General features: G+C 66.1%; 15 protein-coding genes. 8 read left to right on the top strand and 7 right to left on the bottom strand.

Annotated elements, in window-relative coordinates; genetic code table 11:
- Positions 1 to 10: 10 nt before the first annotated feature.
- The 5 genes from CXZ05_RS07805 to CXZ05_RS07785 all read right to left on the bottom strand — a co-directional run bounded on the left by CXZ05_RS07805 (position 11) and on the right by CXZ05_RS07785 (position 5,267).
- Positions 11 to 886 (bottom strand): metal ABC transporter permease, encoded by an 876-nt coding sequence (locus CXZ05_RS07805; protein WP_102972038.1) that lies wholly within the window; start codon positions 884 to 886, stop codon positions 11 to 13.
- A complete protein-coding gene (locus CXZ05_RS07800; RefSeq protein ID WP_180987318.1) occupies positions 886 to 1,701 on the bottom strand; it encodes a metal ABC transporter ATP-binding protein in 816 nt (271 codons plus the stop codon). Before CXZ05_RS07800 ends, CXZ05_RS07805 begins: the two co-directional genes overlap by 1 nt.
- A complete protein-coding gene (locus CXZ05_RS07795) occupies positions 1,698 to 2,684 on the bottom strand; it encodes a metal ABC transporter solute-binding protein, Zn/Mn family (protein ID WP_102972037.1) in 987 nt (328 codons plus the stop codon). Before CXZ05_RS07795 ends, CXZ05_RS07800 begins: the two co-directional genes overlap by 4 nt.
- 130 nt (positions 2,685 to 2,814) lie before the next feature.
- Positions 2,815 to 3,885, bottom strand: coding sequence for a hemolysin family protein (locus CXZ05_RS07790; RefSeq protein ID WP_102972036.1), 1,071 nt, complete (start codon positions 3,883 to 3,885; stop codon positions 2,815 to 2,817).
- The gene (locus CXZ05_RS07785; RefSeq protein WP_102972204.1) at positions 3,882 to 5,267 is read right to left on the bottom strand and encodes a hemolysin family protein; all 1,386 of its coding nucleotides are present in this window, start codon (positions 5,265 to 5,267) and stop codon (positions 3,882 to 3,884) included. Before CXZ05_RS07785 ends, CXZ05_RS07790 begins: the two co-directional genes overlap by 4 nt.
- A gap of 454 nt (positions 5,268 to 5,721) precedes the next feature.
- Between CXZ05_RS07785 and CXZ05_RS07780 the strand changes: the two genes are divergently transcribed.
- From CXZ05_RS07780 to CXZ05_RS23685, 5 genes are all read left to right on the top strand, one after another.
- Positions 5,722 to 9,549 (top strand): multifunctional oxoglutarate decarboxylase/oxoglutarate dehydrogenase thiamine pyrophosphate-binding subunit/dihydrolipoyllysine-residue succinyltransferase subunit, encoded by a 3,828-nt coding sequence (locus CXZ05_RS07780; protein WP_102972035.1) that lies wholly within the window; start codon positions 5,722 to 5,724, stop codon positions 9,547 to 9,549.
- Between the two features lie 142 nt (positions 9,550 to 9,691).
- On the top strand, positions 9,692 to 10,291 hold the full coding sequence (locus tag CXZ05_RS07775) for a GDSL-type esterase/lipase family protein (protein ID WP_102972034.1): 600 nt from the start codon (positions 9,692 to 9,694) through the stop codon (positions 10,289 to 10,291).
- A 90-nt stretch (positions 10,292 to 10,381) separates the two neighbouring features.
- Positions 10,382 to 11,209 carry a DUF4097 family beta strand repeat-containing protein gene (locus CXZ05_RS07770; RefSeq protein ID WP_102972033.1) on the top strand — a complete coding sequence of 276 codons (828 nt, stop codon included), beginning with the start codon at positions 10,382 to 10,384 and terminating at the stop codon, positions 11,207 to 11,209.
- Complete coding sequence (locus tag CXZ05_RS07765) at positions 11,209 to 11,814, top strand: PadR family transcriptional regulator (RefSeq protein ID WP_102972032.1); 606 nt, start codon at positions 11,209 to 11,211, stop codon at positions 11,812 to 11,814. Before CXZ05_RS07770 ends, CXZ05_RS07765 begins: the two co-directional genes overlap by 1 nt.
- A gap of 123 nt (positions 11,815 to 11,937) precedes the next feature.
- Entirely contained in the window at positions 11,938 to 12,012 is a 75-nt protein-coding gene (locus CXZ05_RS23685) for a 50S ribosomal protein bL37 (RefSeq protein ID WP_369299106.1), read from the top strand.
- Positions 12,013 to 12,096: 84 nt separating this feature from the next.
- Here the strand turns inward: CXZ05_RS23685 and rsrA are convergent, their stop codons facing one another.
- Together rsrA and CXZ05_RS07755 are read right to left on the bottom strand one after the other, a co-directional pair.
- On the bottom strand, positions 12,097 to 12,357 hold the full coding sequence (rsrA, locus tag CXZ05_RS07760; RefSeq protein WP_102972031.1) for a mycothiol system anti-sigma-R factor: 261 nt from the start codon (positions 12,355 to 12,357) through the stop codon (positions 12,097 to 12,099).
- Entirely contained in the window at positions 12,354 to 13,082 is a 729-nt protein-coding gene (locus CXZ05_RS07755; protein ID WP_258006497.1) for a sigma-70 family RNA polymerase sigma factor, read from the bottom strand. Before CXZ05_RS07755 ends, rsrA begins: the two co-directional genes overlap by 4 nt.
- 419 nt (positions 13,083 to 13,501) lie before the next feature.
- Between CXZ05_RS07755 and CXZ05_RS07750 the strand changes: the two genes are divergently transcribed.
- Genes CXZ05_RS07750 through CXZ05_RS07740 form a run of 3 tightly spaced genes read left to right on the top strand, consistent with a single transcriptional unit; the run spans position 13,502 to position 16,598 of the window.
- Positions 13,502 to 14,071, top strand: coding sequence for a DoxX family protein (locus CXZ05_RS07750; RefSeq protein WP_102972030.1), 570 nt, complete (start codon positions 13,502 to 13,504; stop codon positions 14,069 to 14,071).
- Between the two features lie 6 nt (positions 14,072 to 14,077).
- Positions 14,078 to 15,499 carry a 3-phosphoshikimate 1-carboxyvinyltransferase gene (gene aroA / locus CXZ05_RS07745; protein ID WP_258006496.1) on the top strand — a complete coding sequence of 474 codons (1,422 nt, stop codon included), beginning with the start codon at positions 14,078 to 14,080 and terminating at the stop codon, positions 15,497 to 15,499.
- Positions 15,483 to 16,598 (top strand): ribosome small subunit-dependent GTPase A, encoded by a 1,116-nt coding sequence (locus CXZ05_RS07740; protein ID WP_102972028.1) that lies wholly within the window; start codon positions 15,483 to 15,485, stop codon positions 16,596 to 16,598. The genes aroA and CXZ05_RS07740 overlap by 17 nt, the downstream gene beginning before the upstream one ends.
- Positions 16,599 to 16,604: the final 6 nt, after the last annotated feature.

The raw sequence follows: 16,604 nt of genomic DNA, 5'->3' as shown, positions 1-16,604 counted from the left end.
CCTAGATAATTCAGGCGGTCCGCATGACCCGGCCGTTGAGGCCCCGCCTGGCGCGGACGCTGCCGATGACCCGGCACACCACGTAGATCAGGAACGACAGCGTGGTGACGTAGGGACTGATAGGGATGCGGCCGCCGAGTGCGAGCAGGATTCCCCCCACCGTCGCCGCAACGGCGAACACCACACTGAGCAGGACAACGAGACGCGGCGAGGACGTCACGCGCAGGGCCGCAGCCGCGGGCGTGATAAGCAGGGCAAGAACCAGCAGGGCGCCCACGATCTGGATGGACAGCGCCACGCTGACGCCCAGGAGCACCATGAAAACCAGGGCCAGGGAACGCACGGGAACACCGCGGGCCTCGGCCAGCTCGGGATCAACGCTGGCGAAGCTCAGCGGGCGCCAGATGACGCACAGCGCCGCCATCACCGCCACCGCGGTCCCCGCAAGGACCTGGAGCTGGACGGTGTCCACCGACACAATCTGCCCGGTGAGGAGTCCGAACTTGTTGGCGGCCCTGCCTTCGTAGAGCGACAGGAAGAGAATGCCGAGCCCGAGGCCAAAGGGCATGATCACGCCGATGATGGAGTTCTTGTCCCGCGCCCGGACGCCCATGAGCCCGAGCAACAGCGCGGCCGCCACGGACCCGACCAGGGAGCCGAACACCACGTCGGTGCCGATCAGGAGCGCGAAGGCCGCGCCGGCGAACGACAGCTCGGAGATTCCGTGGACGGCAAACGCCAGGTCGCGCTTCATCACGAAGGTCCCCACGAGGCCGCCGAGGAGTCCAAGGACCGCGCCGGCCCATAGCGAGTTCTGCACCAGCACCAGCAATTCGCCGTAGTTCTCGAAGTTAAACACCGACTGCAGCAGCGATTCCAGATCCATCAGGAACCCTCCCCCGCAGCAGCGTGCGCGTCGTCATGATGGTGCGTGGTGGCGTCGGGCAGACCAACGACGACGATCCGGCCGTTGGCATGGATCACTTCCACGTTGCTGTCGTAAAGGTCGGAGAGGACCTCGGTGGTCATAACCTCGTGTGGCGTTCCCACGCTGAAGCGGCCACCGGCCAGGTACAGGATGCGGTCCACGTAATCGATGATCGGATTGATCTCGTGGGTCACGAACACCACGGCGCTCTTCCGGTCATGGCACTGCTTGTTGATGAGTGCGCTGACGGCCTGCTGGTGGTGCAGGTCCAGCGACAGGAGCGGCTCGTCGCAGAGCAGCACCTTTGGGTCGGTGGCAAGGGCCTGGGCCACACGGAGACGCTGCTGCTCACCGCCGGACAACTGCCCGACGGGGACCTTGGCGTAGTCGCTTGCCCCGACGAGGTCCAGCAGTTCGTCGATCCTGCGGTTGGCTTTGGCGGTACCCAGCCGGATTCCCCAGCGGTGCCCGTCGACACCCAGGCCCACCAGGTCGCGGGCACGCATGGGGGTGTCTGGCAGGAATGGCTTCTGCTGCGGGATGTAGCCGATCAGCCGGCTGCCCCGCTCCACAGGGTGGCCCCCGAGGCTCGCGTGGCCGGAGTGCAGCTCCTGCAGCCCCAGCAGGACCTTGAGGAAGCTGGTCTTGCCGCTGCCGTTTGGCCCCAGCACCGCGAAGAACTCCCCCGGATTGATGTCCAGGTTCAGGTCTTCCCACAGCGCACGCCGGCCGAACTTCAGGGACGCCTGCTTCAGGCTGATGACTGGGTTCAACGCTGGCTCTTCAGTGCTTTGCTGACGTTTTCCACGTTGTCCGCCATCCATTCCAGGTAGGTCTTGCCGTCCGGAAGTGTTTCAGCGAAGTTCACCACCGGGGTGCCGGCGGCGCTGGCCGCGTTCTTGACGGCCTGGGTCTGCGGGCCTTCCGTCTGCTCGTTATAGGCGAGGAAACTCGTGTCCTTGGCCGCGACCGTCGAGGTGGCCGCCTTCAGGACGGCGGGCGGAACGTCAGCGCCTTCCTCCACGGCGGCCGTGTACTCGGCAGGCGTGCGGTTCTCCAGCCCGGCCGCTTCCAGCAGGTAGAGGGGAACCGGTTCGGTCACCGCGACGCCGGCACCGCCGTGCGAGGTCTTCATTGCGGAAATCTTACTCTCAAGCTTGGTGAGACCTGACTTGAACGCGGCTGCATTGGCGGTGAACTGGGGGGCCGAGGAGGAGTCGAGCGCGCCGAGCCGGGCCGCCACTGCATCGGCAAGGTGCGACATCGCGTCAAGGCTGTACCAGACGTGCTCGTTGAAGTCGCCGTGGTCATGGGAGTGCCCATCCTCTGCGTGGGCGGAGTCTGCGTGCGCGGAGGCCGTGCCCGCCGTTTCAGGGGCCAGTCCGGACACCTCCACGGCACTGATGATGTTCTCGTGCGGCACATTGCTGTCGTCCGCCAGGGTGTGGATGAAGTCGTCGTAGCCGCCGCCGTTTTCCACCACCAGCTTGGCTTTGGACACGGTTAGCCGGTCCTGGGCGTTCGCCTCGTAGGAGTGCGGGTCCTGGCTCGGACGGGAGATGATGGCCGCGACGTTGACCTTGTCCCCGCCGATGGCCTCAACAATGTCCCCGTAGACGTTCGTGGACGTGACGACGGCGATGCGGCCGCTGGCGTCTGCGCCTGGAGTCGGGGCCGCCGGCGAACCACAGCCGGTGAGGAGCAGGCCGAAGCCGGCCAGGGCGGCGGTCAGGAAAGTGCGGGCATTGCTGGGCACGGAAATACCTCGGTTCTGGACAGGTCCGGTTGCGGGGAGGGGCAACCCCTAATTCGAGTGTAACGCTAAATAGGAATGATTCCTATTTAGAACTCGCGGGGGCGAGAGCTGGCCCGAGGCGGCCGGGCCGCTATTCGCCGTCGGGCCTTCCCAGCCGCCGGATGCCCTTGGCTTGGTTGGCATCCCGGATCTCCCCCACAAGCTGCTCGATCACATCCTCCAGGAACAGCACGCCTTCGGTTTGCCCGCCCGGACCCATGACGCGCGCCAGATGTGAGCCGGAACGCTGCATCACGGACATCGCCATTTCTATCTCGTCGTCTCGCGAGAGGTTGGCCAGTGACCGAATGCGGCTCTCCGCGATGGGCACCTCATAGCCGGATTCCGGGATGGCGAGCACGTCCTTGATGTGGAGGTAGCCGGCCAGCAGGCCGTCGTCGTCCAGCATCGGGAAGCGGGAAAAACCGGTGCGGCTGACAGCCTTTTCAAACTCCAGCGGCGAGGTCGAGGACCTCAGCATGACCAGCCGTTCCAGCGGGACCATGACGCTGCCGGCGGTGTACTCCGAAAATTCGAGGGCCCCGGTGATCAGGCCGGCATCGTCATCCACCAGGCCGTGCCGCGTGGACTCCTGCACGATGGACTGAACCTCCTCCAGTGTGAACGTGGAATTGACCTCGTCCTTGGGCTCGATGCGCATCAGCTTCAGGATGTGGTTAGCGGACCAGTTGAGCGCGGCGATGACCGGGTTCACGATCCGTGCAATGAACATCAGCGGCGGCGCCAGGAGCAGCGCTGCCTTGTCGGCAACGGAGACGGAAATGTTCTTGGGCACCATCTCCCCGAACGTCACATGCAGGAACGTCACCAGCATGAGGGCCACAGCGAACGCCGAGACGTCGGCAATCTCCGTCGGCACCCCCAGCCCGGCAAGAGGCACAGCCAGCAAGTGGTGGATCGCCGGCTCCGCCACCAGCAGGATCAGCAGCGAGCACACCGTAATGCCCAGTTGCGCGCATGCCAGCATCAGTGAGACGTTCTCCATGGCCCGCAGCGTGGTCTGCGCGCGCAGGACGCCCTCGTCTGCCAGCGGCTCAATCTGGCTCCGGCGTGCGGACATGACCGCGAATTCCGCGGCCACGAAGAAGGCGTTGCCCAGGAGCAGCACCACCAGCCAGATCAGTCCTGCCCAGTCGCTCATGCCCGGCCGCCGTTCCCGGGCTTGCCGTGGTTAGCGGTCCTGCCGCCGTTCCCTGACTTGCCGTGATTGGCGGCGCTGTCCCTCGGTTCACGGTGTGGCCTGAAGCAGATCCGGTCGATGCGCCGGCCGTCCATCCTCGTAACACTGAGCGTTCCGCCGCCAGCTTCAACGGTGTCCCCAACCTCGGGAATCCGTCCAAGCTCGCGCATGACATACCCGCCCACCGTCTCGTAAGCGGCCTCGTCGGGAACGGCGAGGCCCGGAATCTGTTCCGAGAGCTCGTCCGGCCGCATCAGGCCCGGAAAGTACCAGTCACCGGAGGCGCTTTGCAGCAGCCCCGGCCGGACCTTGTCATGCTCGTCGGCCACTTCGCCCACGATTTCCTCGACCAGGTCCTCCAGCGTGGCGATCCCGGCAGTTCCGCCGTACTCGTCAAGCACCACGGCCAGCTGCAGGTTCCCCTCCCGCAGTTCCGCCAGGAGGGCGTCCAGGTGGATGGTTTCGGGCACCCTGAGGACGTCCGTCATGATGGCGCCGGCCTCAAGCTTCCGCCTCCGGTCCGGAGGAACTGCGATGGCTTTCTTGACGTGCACCAGCCCGCGGATATCGTCCGCAGATTCACCGATGACGGGGAAGCGCGAATATCCGCTGCGGCGCGCGGCGTCGATGATGTCCGAGACCGGCTGGTCGGCGTCAATGGTTTCGACGCGGATGCGCGGCGTCATCACGTCAGCGGCGCTGCGGCCCGAGAAGTTCAGCGTGCGGGCGATGAAGTTCGCGGTCCCGGGATCGAGCGTGCCCATGGCCGCGGACCTCCGCACCAAGGAGGCAAGCTCCGCCGGCGTACGGGCCCCGGAGATCTCCTCCTTGGCCTCCAGTCCGAAGACGTTCAGGACCTTGTTCGAAAAACCGTTCAGGACCACGATGGCGGGCTTGAAAATGGCGGTGAAGACCAGCTGCGGCGGCGCCAGGGCGCGGCCGATGCGGAACGCCAGGGCTATGGCCATGTTTTTGGGAACGAGCTCACCCAGGAGCATGGACAGCCCCGTCGCGATCACCATCGCGACCACGAGGGAGACGGAACCGGCCACCGGCTCGGGGATCCCTACGGCGACCATGGGCGCCTCGAGCAGCGCCCCGACGGACGGCTCCATGACATAACCCGTCAACAGCGTGGTCATGGTGATGCCGAGTTGGCAGCTGGACAACTGCGTGGACAGGGACTTCAGGCACTTGAGCAGCGGCACTGCGGCGGCGTCGCCGTCGTCAACGGCACGCTGCACTGTGGGCTGGTCCAGCGCAATAAGGGAAAATTCGACGGCGACGAAGAAGCCTGTTCCGAGGATGAGCAGCAGTCCGGCGGCGACAAGGAGCCACTCCATCATGGGCCAGCCGGAAGTCGTCGGTGGCAGCGGCCCGGGCCAGTGGGTTTGCCGGCGCTGTGGTCGGGCTGCGCGGAGCTGACCGTGCTCCACTGAAAGCCCCCAGGCCGGCACCTGGATTTACCGTCCATGGCACCTATATCTACTGTCCATAAGGATTGCAGTCTACAGGAGCGACGCGCGGCCACAGAGGTCTGAAGGGGCTCATCCGGCCCGTCCGGAGCCGCCGTCCGGGCACGCTGGAAAAGACACTGATCCGGGCTCGTCTGGACGTCATTTCGCCATAATTCGGGCGGTACATGATTTGGGTCACCCTTATTGGCAGTTAACCCGGAACGGTCATTAGACTGGCAAAGGTCTGGGTTCATAGGACACAGGAACTGGTTCGATCGTTGTGCCGTGGCACCTTAGGCGACCAGAGGGAAATCAAACTCATGGAAGAGGCGTATTTCAAGTGCCAGAGCAGCCTAGCCACCGTCTGCCAGAGGAATTTGGTGGAAACGAGTGGCTCGTTGACGAACTGTACGAGCGTTACCAGCAGGACAAGAACACGGTTGATGCCAAGTGGTGGCCCCTGTTCGAATCATTCGACAGCGGCAGCGGTCTATCTTCCAACGGCGTGCCGGCAGTGACGTCACCGGCGGCCAATCCGGCTACCCGCGAACTGCCTGTTGTCACTCCCCCGGCGCCCGCGAAGGCACCGGCATCCGCTACTCCCGCGGCTCAGGCGCCTGCGGCAGCTCCGGCACCGGCGCCGGCGGCAGCCCCCGCCCAGCCGGCACCTGCCAAGAAGGCTCCGGCAACGGTAGCCCGCGACGGCGCGAAGAAGACCGAGGCGGGCACCGGCGCCCAGCCTATCCCTGCCCAGCTGCCGAAGAACGTCAAGGCTCCCACCGCTCCCGAGGAAGACGTCGTATCCGTCCTCCGCGGACCGGCCAAGGCCATTGCGACGAACATGGTCACCAGCCTCGAGGTGCCCACGGCCACCAGCGTCAGGGCCGTTCCGGCCAAGCTCCTGATCGACAACCGGGTTGTCATCAACTCCAACCTGGCCCGCGCCCGCGGCGGCAAGGTTTCCTTCACCCACCTCATCGGCTACGCCGTTGTCCGGGCACTGTCCCAGTTCCCGTCCATGAACGTGTACTACGACGAGGTCGACGGCAAGCCCGTCGCGGTCCAGCCGGCACACGTGAACTTCGGCATCGCCATTGACATGCCCAAGCCCGACGGCACCCGCCTTCTGATGGTTCCCAACATCAAGAAGGCCGAAACCATGAACTTTGCGGAGTTCTGGCACACGTATGAGGACCTCATCAAGCGTGCCCGCAACGGCAAGCTGACGGCAGACGACCACGCAGGCACCACCGTGTCGCTGACCAACCCGGGCGGCATCGGCACTGTGCACTCTGTGCCCCGCCTCTCGAAGGGCCAGGCCGCCATCATTGGCGTCGGCGCCCTCGACTACCCGGCCGAATGGCAGGGCGCCAGCGAGAAGATCATCGCCCAGAACGCCATCAGCAAGATCCTCACCCTGACCTCCACGTATGACCACCGCGTCATCCAGGGTGCAGGCAGCGGCGAATTCCTCAAGCTCGTCCACTCCCTGCTCCTCGGCGCGCAGGACTTCTACGACGAGATCTTCGAAGCGCTGCGCATCCCGTACGAGCCTGTGCGGTGGAGCCCGGACCTGCAGGTGGACCCGGCCGACCAGATCAACAAGGTCGCCCGCATCCAGCAGCTGATCCACTCCTACCGCGTGCGCGGCCACCTCATGGCGGACACCGATCCCCTCGAGTACGTCCAGCGCAAGCACCCCGACCTCGACGTGCTTACCTACGGCCTGACCCTGTGGGACCTCGACCGCGAGTGGCCCACCGGCGGCTTCGGCGGCAAGCCGATGCTGAAGTTCCGCGACATCCTCGGCGTGCTCCGGGACGCCTACTGCCGCACCACCGGCATCGAGTACATGCACATCCAGGATCCGGCCGAACGCAAGTGGTTCCAGGACCAGCTGGAGCACCCGTACTCCAAGCCGAGCCGCGACGAGCAGCTGCGCATCGTGTCCAAGCTGAACGCCGCAGAGGCCTTCGAGACCTTCCTGCAGACGAAATTCGTCGGCCAGAAGCGCTTCTCGCTCGAAGGCGGCGAGTCGCTGATTCCGCTGCTGGACGCGGTCATCTCCGATGCAGCTGACGACGGACTGGATGAGGTTGCCATCGGCATGGCCCACCGCGGCCGCCTGAACGTGCTGACCAACATCGCCGGCAAGACCTACGCCCAGGTGTTCCGCGAGTTCGAAGGCACCCAGGACCCGCGCTCCGTGCAGGGTTCCGGCGACGTCAAGTACCACCTCGGCACCGAGGGCACGTTCACGTCGGACAACGGCAAGGAGACCAAGGTCTACCTCGCCGCCAACCCCTCGCACCTCGAGGCCGTCGACTCGGTCCTGGAGGGCATCGTCCGCGCCAAGCAGGACCGGCTGGACCAGGGACAGTCGTTCCCTGTGCTGCCCATCATGGTCCACGGCGATGCGGCCTTCGCCGGCCAGGGTGTTGTGGCGGAAACGCTCAACCTGTCCCAGCTGCGCGGCTACCGCACCGGCGGAACCATCCACATCGTGGTCAACAACCAGGTCGGTTTCACCACCGCACCGTCCTCGTCGCGTTCGTCCACGTACTCCACGGACGTCGCCAAGATGATCCAGGCTCCGGTCTTCCATGTGAACGGCGACGACCCCGAAGCAGTTGTCCGCATCGGCCAGCTCGCCTACGAGTTCCGCCAGCGGTTCCACAAGGACGTTGTCATCGACATGGTCTGCTACCGCCGCCGTGGACACAACGAGGGTGATGACCCCTCGATGACGCAGCCGCTGATGTACAACCTCATCGAAGCCAAGCGGTCCGTCCGCAAGCTCTACACCGAGTCGCTGATCGGCCGCGGCGACATCACCGAGGAAGAAGCCGAGCAGCTGCTCCGCGACTACCAGGAACGCCTCGAGCGCGTCTTCGCCGAGACCCACGCCGCCCAGACGTCCCCGATTCCGATCATCACTGCCGATTCGGCTGCGGTATCGGACATCGAGCGCCCCCAGGCCCAGCAGTCGGACATCGGAACGAACGCCCCGGCGTCCACGGCGATTTCCGCCGATACCCTCGCCCGCATCGGCAAGGCCCACGTGCAGATCCCCGAGGGCTTCACCGTCCACGCGAAGCTCAAGCAGCTGTTGGAGAAGCGTGAGCAGATGTCCCGTGAGGGTGGCATTGACTGGGGCTTCGGCGAAATTGCCGCTTTCGGATCGCTGATCATGGAAGGCGTGCCCGTTCGCCTTGCCGGCCAGGATTCGCGCCGCGGCACGTTCGTCCAGCGCCACGCCGTGTTCCACGACCGCGCCAACGGCAACGAGTGGCTGCCCCTGGCTAACCTGTCGGACAACCAGGCCAAGCTCTGGATCTACGACTCCCTGCTGTCCGAATACGCGGCCATGGGCTTCGAATACGGCTACTCGGTGGAGCGCCCCGATGCCTTGGTCCTGTGGGAGGCGCAGTTCGGTGACTTCGTCAACGGCGCGCAGACCATCATCGATGAGTTCATCTCGTCCGCCGAGCAGAAGTGGGGTCAGCGCTCGTCGCTCGTGCTGATGCTTCCGCACGGCTACGAAGGACAGGGTCCGGACCACTCCTCGGCCCGCATCGAACGCTTCCTGCAGCTGTGTGCCGAGGAAAACATCATCGTCGCCAACCCGACGACGGCGGCATCGCACTTCCACCTGCTGCGCCGCCAGGCCTACAGCCGGCCCCGCAAGCCGCTCATCATCTTTACGCCGAAGCAGCTGCTGCGCCTCAAGGCCGCGGCCTCGTCCGTGGAGGACTTCACCACCGGCGGCTTCCGCCCGGTGATAGGTGAGCACGAGCAGCTGCAGGGGGACGCCGTCGAACGTGTTCTTCTGGTCTCCGGACGCCTGTACTACGACCTGCTGTCCACGCGGCAGAAGACGGGCGACAAGTCGACGGCGATCATCCGAGTCGAGCAGCTGTACCCGCTGCCGCAGGCGGAGATCGAAGCCGAACTGGCCAAGTACCCGAACGCGGAAGTTGTGTGGGCGCAGGACGAACCCGCCAACCAGGGTCCGTGGCCGTTCATGGGCCTGCACCTGCCCACGGCCCTGGACCGGAAGGTGCGCCTGGTCTCACGCCCGGCTTCGGCTTCCACCGCGGCCGGCTCCATGAAGCGCCACGCTGCGGAGCAGGACACGCTCCTAAAGCAGGCATTCGCCCGTAAGTAGCAGAACAGCTGCCCGGCCGGACGGTGACATACCGTTCCAGCCGGGCAGTTCTGTTTAATCGACGTGAGTTAATGGACCTTTAGGCTGGCATGCAGACGGTCCGTATCCGGGACACGCCCTCCAAACAAGTGAAGAGGTAGTAGTGGAAGACAGGAAGCTGCGGATTGCGGCTGTTGGAGATGAACTGCTGGCCGGGCTCGGCGATCCCCGGGCGCTGGGATGGCTGGGCCGGGTGCTCGCCCGCACTCCGCAGGACGGCATGACGGTGGAGAGTTTTTCCCTTCCGTGCCCCCAGGAAGGCACCGAGGGCCTGGCCGCGCGCTGGCTCGAGGAGGCGGGCCGCCGGTTCGCCGACAACCACGAGAACCGCTTGGTCATCGGGCTCTCCGGGCGGGACATCGAGTTCGGGCTGTCCACTGCCCGGAGCCGGCTCAATCTCGCCAACATCCTTGATTCAGCCACCCAGAAGCGGCTCGAGGTCTTCGTCGTGGGGCCGCCTCCCACCCTGGATCCGGTGCAGAACCGCCGCCTCGGTGAGCTGAACACAGCCTTTGCTGACGTAACCACCCGGCGCAAGCACCTCTACGTGGACACGTTTTCACCGCTCCTGAACCACGAACAGTGGCGCCAGGACCTCGCAGCCAACGGCGGCACGCCCGGGCAGGCGGGCTACGGGCTGATGGCATGGCTGGTGCTGCACCGGGGCTGGTTCCAGTGGCTGGGGATGGACACCCCGGAGTAGGAAAACCCACTCACGATATATCTTGATCTTCCTGCGCCTGCGGACTAGCGTGGCTTCCACAGTCACGATATATCGCAAGTGGAGGGAATGATGGAAGAAAATTCCTGGACGGTCACCGGCCCGCAGACCATGGACATCGACGGCGTCTCGCACCTCAAAGTGGGCATTGTCCGCGGCAGGCTGGACATCGTCACGCATGACGAGGCTGCCGTCCGTATCGAAGTGTCGGACGTGCACGGGGATCCGCTGACGATCTCCGTGACCGGCGGCCGCCTTGAAATCCGCCACCAGCTGCATGGGCCGCAGGGCTGGTTCAAGAATCTGATGGATTCGGTCAACAGCAGCAGCGACAACTCCGTGGTTATCAGCATCGGTGTCCCAGCCGGCGTCGAGGTCGAGGCAGGCACCGTCAGCGGGGACGGACTGGTCTCGGGCGTCCACGGCCGGACCCGGCTGAGCACCGTGACCGGATCCCTGCTGGCGGACGGGACCACTGGCGAACTGCACGTCAACACCGTCAGCGGCGAAGTGATAGCCCGTAACCACAGCGGCGTCCTCACGGCCAAGAGCGTCTCAGGCGAGGTCACGGCGTCCGGCCAGTTCAGCAATATCCGGGCCAACACCGTCAGCGGCGACATGAGCTTTGACCTGCACGGCTTCACCCACGACTCCGGCGCGAACTCGGTGTCCGGAGACCTGACTGTCCGCGTCCCGCACGACGTCGGCGTGGACATCGTGGCCCAGTCGGCCACCGGTCCGGTGATCATCGACGACCAGAAGTACGGCCACCCCGGCGGCAAGGTGCAGACCATCTCGGGCCCGGACGCCAAACTCATGCTGGTTCGGACCAACTCCGTGTCCGGGAAGACGTCCATTTTCCACGGTCAGGCACCGGCTACCGCGGAACCGGCGCTCTGATGCCTCCCGTCTTTGCCCACGGCGCGCTCCGGCTCTATCTGCTGGCGCTCCTCGAGGCGGGTCCCAAGCACGGATATGAACTCATCAAAGCGCTTAGCGACCGGTTTGGCGGCACCTACTCCCCCAGCGCCGGCACCATCTACCCGCGCCTGGGCAAGCTGGAGGAGGAAGGCTTGGTGGCCATGGAATCCCAAGGGCGCCGCACTAACTACCGCATCACCGCTGCGGGCCTGGCTGAGCTGAACAGCCGGCGCGAGGAGCTGGAGACCGTGGAGAACGACATTGCAGCATCCGTCCGCCGGCTCGCCGATGACCTTCGCGCCGACATCCGCAGCAACATGCGCGGGCTGCGGGCGGACCTGGCGGCCACAGCGGAAGCGGCACGCACCGCTGCCAGGTCGGCGGATCCGGCCGGTACGGGCCGCTACACGGCTGAGGGGCAACGCATGCTCAAAGAAGCGGAGATGCTGCTGCAGGCGTTCCGCGACGACATGCGCACCGAACTGCGCCTGCACACCAGCGCCCGGCCCATGACGCCGGTGGCGCTGGAAACCGTGCGGACCGTGCTGGACCAGGCCCGGGTCTCGATCCGGAACTCCCTGTAGGCGCAGTCCGGGCACCGGGTCCCGTTTCCCTACCCACGGCACCGCAGCCGGTTCGCAGCCGGTCCGCTGATATGGGAGACTGGAGGGCAACTCTTTTGGGTAACGAAATTAAGGAGGCCAGCTATGAGCAAGCGTGCACGTAAGCGTCGTGACCGTAAGCGTGGCGGCGCGAACCACGGGAAGCGCCCCAACACCTAAGCCACGGCTTGAACCGAAGCTTAAACGCGATGCCCCCGCTACCAGCAAGGTAGCGGGGGCATCGCGCTTAAGTCAGGCATTCCGTCAGGCGTCCACCGGCCGGATCGTGTGAATCCGCTGCAGAATGGCGTTCTTCAGGTTTTCCGGAGCAGCCTCGGTACAGGAGCGCTTCACCACTTTTCGAATGACGCACTCCAGATCGTACTGCTGCGTGCATTCAGGGCACTCGTCCAGGTGCTGCTTTATCTCCGCAAGGTCGCTGCGGGTCAAAGCACCGTCCAGATACTCGTAGATGCGCTGCATCCTGGTGTCATCGCAATCGCCCAATCCCTGGCAGTCGCTCATTTCCCGTTCTCCTGTTTGTTGCTTTCCGTTGCCGCCGTGGCGTCTGCAGCAGCTTTGAATCCCCGGTCGGCCGCGTAGTCCGCCAGCTCGTCCCGCAGCATCTTCCGGCCCCGGTGGAGCCGGGACATCACAGTACCGATGGGGGTGTTCATGATGTCCGAAATTTCCTTGTACGCGAAGCCCTCCACGTCGGCGAAGTACACGGCCAGCCGGAACTCCTCCGGGATGGCCTGCAGGGCCCGCTTGACGTCCGAATCAGGCAGGTGGTCCAGGGCTTCAGCCTCCGCGGACCGCAGACCGCTGGAGGTGTGGGACTCGGCACGGGCAAGCTGCCAGTCCTCGATGGTGTCCGAATTGGACTGCAGGGGTTCCCGCTGCCGCTTCCGGTACAGGTTGATGTAGGTGTTCGTCAGGATGCGGTACAGCCAGGCCTTCAGGTTGGTGCCCGGCTTGTACTGATGGAACGCCGAGAAGGCCTTGGTATACGCCTCCTGCACGAGGTCCTCGGCATCGGCCGGGTTCCGCGCCATGCGCATGGCCGCCGAATAGAGCTGGTCCACGTACTGCATGGCGTCTCGCTCAAACCGGGCCCGGCGCGCTTCGGCGCTCTCCGAGCCGACGTCGATATCCTCTCCCGTTTCAGCGGCGGGTGACGTACCAGTCTTAGGGATGCCGTTGGCGGCGTCCTCCTGTGCGGCCTGCAGGGCCGGATCCACGGTGCTCATTGCGTTCAAGTCTACTTTGATCGGCGCTGACCGCCCCTGACGGCGTGCCGTGCCATAGTCCGGGCCTGACAGGGCGCCCCCCGCCTCAAACGCGTCAGCTTCCGGCACCACAAACGGCCGCATCGTGGCGGGACTTCGTACCCCCACAGCTTCCTTCACCAAAGTCAATGCTCCATCTCCACTCCGCTGATTGAGACCCGCCGGACAAGGCCCGCGTTCGTTCCACGGTCTGCGCCCCTGCCGGTTCCGGCCTTGCCCCAGCCGCCGCTGAACACCGGAAACCGCACACGAGACCACTCACAGACTGCTTCCGGTCTGAAGAGCACAACGGTGCGCGGTGGGCAAATATTCCGCAAAAGTGCAAGACTAGAACCGACTCCGCCGCGGCCAACGCGGCTCGGCCATCCAGGAGGAAATTCATGTCCTTTGTCCGCTTTTTTGCCCGGCCGATGCTGGCCTCAAGTTTCATCCTCGCCGGAACGGACAAGCTCAGGAATGCGGACGACACCGCACAGCAACTGTCGCCCCTCCTGCGCCGCGCGTCCGAAGCCCTGCCGTTCCAAACGGACGAGAAGGTGCTGGCACGGGTCATCGGCGGAACGCAGGTGGGTGCCGGTGTCCTCTTCGCGCTCGGCAAATCTGCTCGCTTGGCAGCCTCGGTGCTGGCCGTCATCTCGGCACTGAACGCCTTCGTTGAATGGCGCAGCGCGGACATCAGCAGCAAGGAGGGCCGGGCAGCCCGCCGCAACCAACTGCTCAAGAACATCACCCTTACCGGCGGTGTGCTGCTGGCCTCCGTGGACACCGCCGGCAAGCCCGGCCTGGCCTGGCGCGCAGAGCACCTCGCCGCCGACGCACGCAAGACCGCAGGCCACCTCGCCGCGGACGCCCGCAAGACCACCGGCAAGAAGCTGCACAGTGCCGACAAGGCAGTCCGCCGGGCCGACAGGGCAGTCCGCAAGGCTGTTGACCACGCGGTGGGGGCATAAGCAGGAATGACAGCATCACCCATGGGCGCGTCCGCTGAGACCGCCGGCGCTGCTCCGCACTGGCCCGCGCCGTTTGCGGAGCAGCCGGTTGACGCCACGGTCCGCGTGCCGGGCTCAAAGTCGCTGACCAACAGGTACCTTGTGCTCGCCGCGCTGGCCGACGGGCCGTCCCGGCTCCGGGCGCCGCTGCACTCCCGCGACTCAGCGCTGATGATCGAAGCCCTGCGCCAGTTGGGCGCGCACATCCAGGAAGTGCCGGGCGAAGGCGCCTTCGGCCCGGACCTGGAGGTGACGCCGATTCCGGCCAACTCCGGTGGCGCCGACGTCGCCATCGACTGCGGCTTGGCCGGAACCGTCATGAGGTTTGTTCCGCCGCTGGCCGCACTCCGCAGCGGTGCCACCGTTTTCGACGGCGACCCCCACGCCCGTGCGCGGCCGATGGGGACCATCATCGAGGCGCTTGCAGGCCTGGGCGTCACCGTCCGCGGCGACGACGGCGGCATGCCCGCTTCGCTGCCGTTCCGCGTCGAAGGCACGGGGCAGGTCCGCGGTGGTCACCTCGTCATTGACGCCAGCGCGTCCTCGCAGTTCGTTTCCGCCCTGCTGCTGGTGGGGGCACGGTTCGCGGACGGCCTGCACCTTGAACACGCCGGCAGCACCGTGCCGAGCCTGGACCATATCAACATGACCATCGCCGTGCTGCGCGGCGCGGGCGTGGTGGTGGATGACTCCACGCCGAACCACTGGATTGTCAGCCCCGGCCCGGTCCGTGCGTTCGACCAGCGCATCGAGCAGGACCTGTCCAACGCCGGCCCGTTCCTGGCCGCTGCCTTGGCGACGGGCGGCACCGTTCGGATTCCGGACTGGCCGGAGCACACGACGCAGGTGGGTGACATGTGGCGCAGCATCCTCACCGACATGGGGGCCGCGGTGACCCTGCAGGACGGCACCCTGACGGTGACCGGCGGCAGTGAAATCAAGGGGGCCGACTTCGCCGAAACCAGCGAGCTCGCACCCACCGTCGCCGCACTGTGCGCGCTGGCCTCCGGCCCCTCCCGGCTGAGCGGCATCGCCCATCTCCGCGGACACGAGACGGACCGGCTCGCGGCGCTCGTCACCGAAATCAACCGCCTCGGCGGCGATGCCGAGGAAACCGCGGACGGACTCATCATCCGGCCCGCGGAGCTCCGCGCCGGCGTCGTGTACAGCTACGCCGACCACCGGATGGCCACCGCCGGGGCCATCCTCGGGCTGGCGGTCAGGGGTGTGGAAGTGCAGGACATCGCCACAACGTCCAAGACCATGCCGGACTTCCCCAAGCTGTGGGCGGACATGCTCGGACAGCGGGGTGGCGCGGGCGCCACCGCCGCAGGCACCAGCACCGCAGCGACCAACACCGCAGGGACCCCCGGTGGCACGCAGCACTGATTCCTGGGACGAATCCGACGTCCGGATCCGGCCGAACAAAAAAGGTTCCAGGCCCCGGACGAAGGACCGCCCCAGCCATGAGGACGCCGTGACCGGACGGATCATCACCGTTGACCGGGGGCGTTACACAGCTGTCGTCGGCGAGGATTCGGGCAACGAGCGGACCGTCATCGCCGCCCGCGCCCGGGAACTGCGCCGCTCCCCGGTGGTGGCCGGAGACTTCGTGTCCCTCGTGGGTGACGTGTCCGGCGAGCCGGACACGCTTGCCCGGCTCGTGAAAATCCAGGACCGCAAAACCCTGCTGCGACGCAGCGCCGATGACACCGATCCCGTGGAACGGGCGGTTGTCGCCAACGCGGACCAGCTGGTGGTGGTCGTCGCCGCTGCCAATCCGGAGCCCCGCACCGGGTTCATTGACCGGGCGCTGGTGGCAGCCTACGACGCCGGGATCGAACCACTGCTGCTGGTCACCAAGGCGGACGTCAAGGACCCCACCGGGCTGCTGGACAACTACCGCCACCTTGACTTTCCGGTCATCATCAGCCGCACCGCCGATTCCGAGGCCTCCGGCATCGACGCCCGGTCCGACGACGGCCTCTCCGCCCGGCTCGACGTCGCCGCCGTGTCCGAGCTCCGCGCCCACCTGGACGGCAAGGTGACCGTGATGCTGGGCCATTCCGGCGTCGGAAAATCCACCATGGTCAACGCGCTGACGGGCGCCGAACGTGCCACCGGCGGCGTCAACGCCGTGACGGGCCGCGGGCGGCACACGTCGTCGTCGGCCCTTGCCCTCAAGCTCGCTGACGCCCCGGCGGGGAGCTGGATCATCGACACGCCGGGCATCCGCTCCTTCGGGCTGGCCCACGTCGACCCGGACCGCATCCTGCACTCCTTCCCCGACCTTGAGCCGGGCACCGAGGCCTGCGAACGGGGCTGCAAGCACGACGCCACCGCCGTCAACTGCGGCGTGGATGCGTGGGTCGCGGCCGGCCATGCCGGCCCCACCGGAGCAGCCAGGCTCGCGTCCCTGCGCCGCCTGCTGGGCACCGACCCGCGCATGGAGGCCCAGGAAACCAAGGAACTCGGCAGCGTCGGCTAGCCTCCC

Source organism: Arthrobacter sp. AFG20 (genome assembly GCF_002892795.1).
In the GTDB taxonomy this organism is placed as follows: Bacteria; Actinomycetota; Actinomycetes; order Actinomycetales; family Micrococcaceae; genus Arthrobacter.
The sequence above is the reverse complement of the archived record's forward strand: the minus strand, read 5'-3'. Positions and strand labels throughout refer to the sequence as shown.

What these genes read in the sequence shown, in the direction of transcription:
- CXZ05_RS07770 (WP_102972033.1), top strand. Translation starts at nt 10,382, where the DNA reads ATGGAAGAAAATTCCTGGACGGTCACCGGCCCGCAGACCATGGACATC.
- CXZ05_RS07785 (WP_102972204.1), bottom strand. Translation starts at nt 5,267, where the DNA reads ATGGAGTGGCTCCTTGTCGCCGCCGGACTGCTGCTCATCCTCGGAACA.
- CXZ05_RS07805 (WP_102972038.1), bottom strand. Translation starts at nt 886, where the DNA reads ATGGATCTGGAATCGCTGCTGCAGTCGGTGTTTAACTTCGAGAACTAC.
- CXZ05_RS07750 (WP_102972030.1), top strand. Translation starts at nt 13,502, where the DNA reads ATGTCCTTTGTCCGCTTTTTTGCCCGGCCGATGCTGGCCTCAAGTTTC.
- CXZ05_RS07765 (WP_102972032.1), top strand. Translation starts at nt 11,209, where the DNA reads ATGCCTCCCGTCTTTGCCCACGGCGCGCTCCGGCTCTATCTGCTGGCG.
- CXZ05_RS07790 (WP_102972036.1), bottom strand. Translation starts at nt 3,885, where the DNA reads ATGAGCGACTGGGCAGGACTGATCTGGCTGGTGGTGCTGCTCCTGGGC.
- rsrA (WP_102972031.1), bottom strand. Translation starts at nt 12,357, where the DNA reads ATGAGCGACTGCCAGGGATTGGGCGATTGCGATGACACCAGGATGCAG.
- aroA (WP_258006496.1), top strand. Translation starts at nt 14,078, where the DNA reads ATGACAGCATCACCCATGGGCGCGTCCGCTGAGACCGCCGGCGCTGCT.
- CXZ05_RS07755 (WP_258006497.1), bottom strand. Translation starts at nt 13,082, where the DNA reads ATGAGCACCGTGGATCCGGCCCTGCAGGCCGCACAGGAGGACGCCGCC.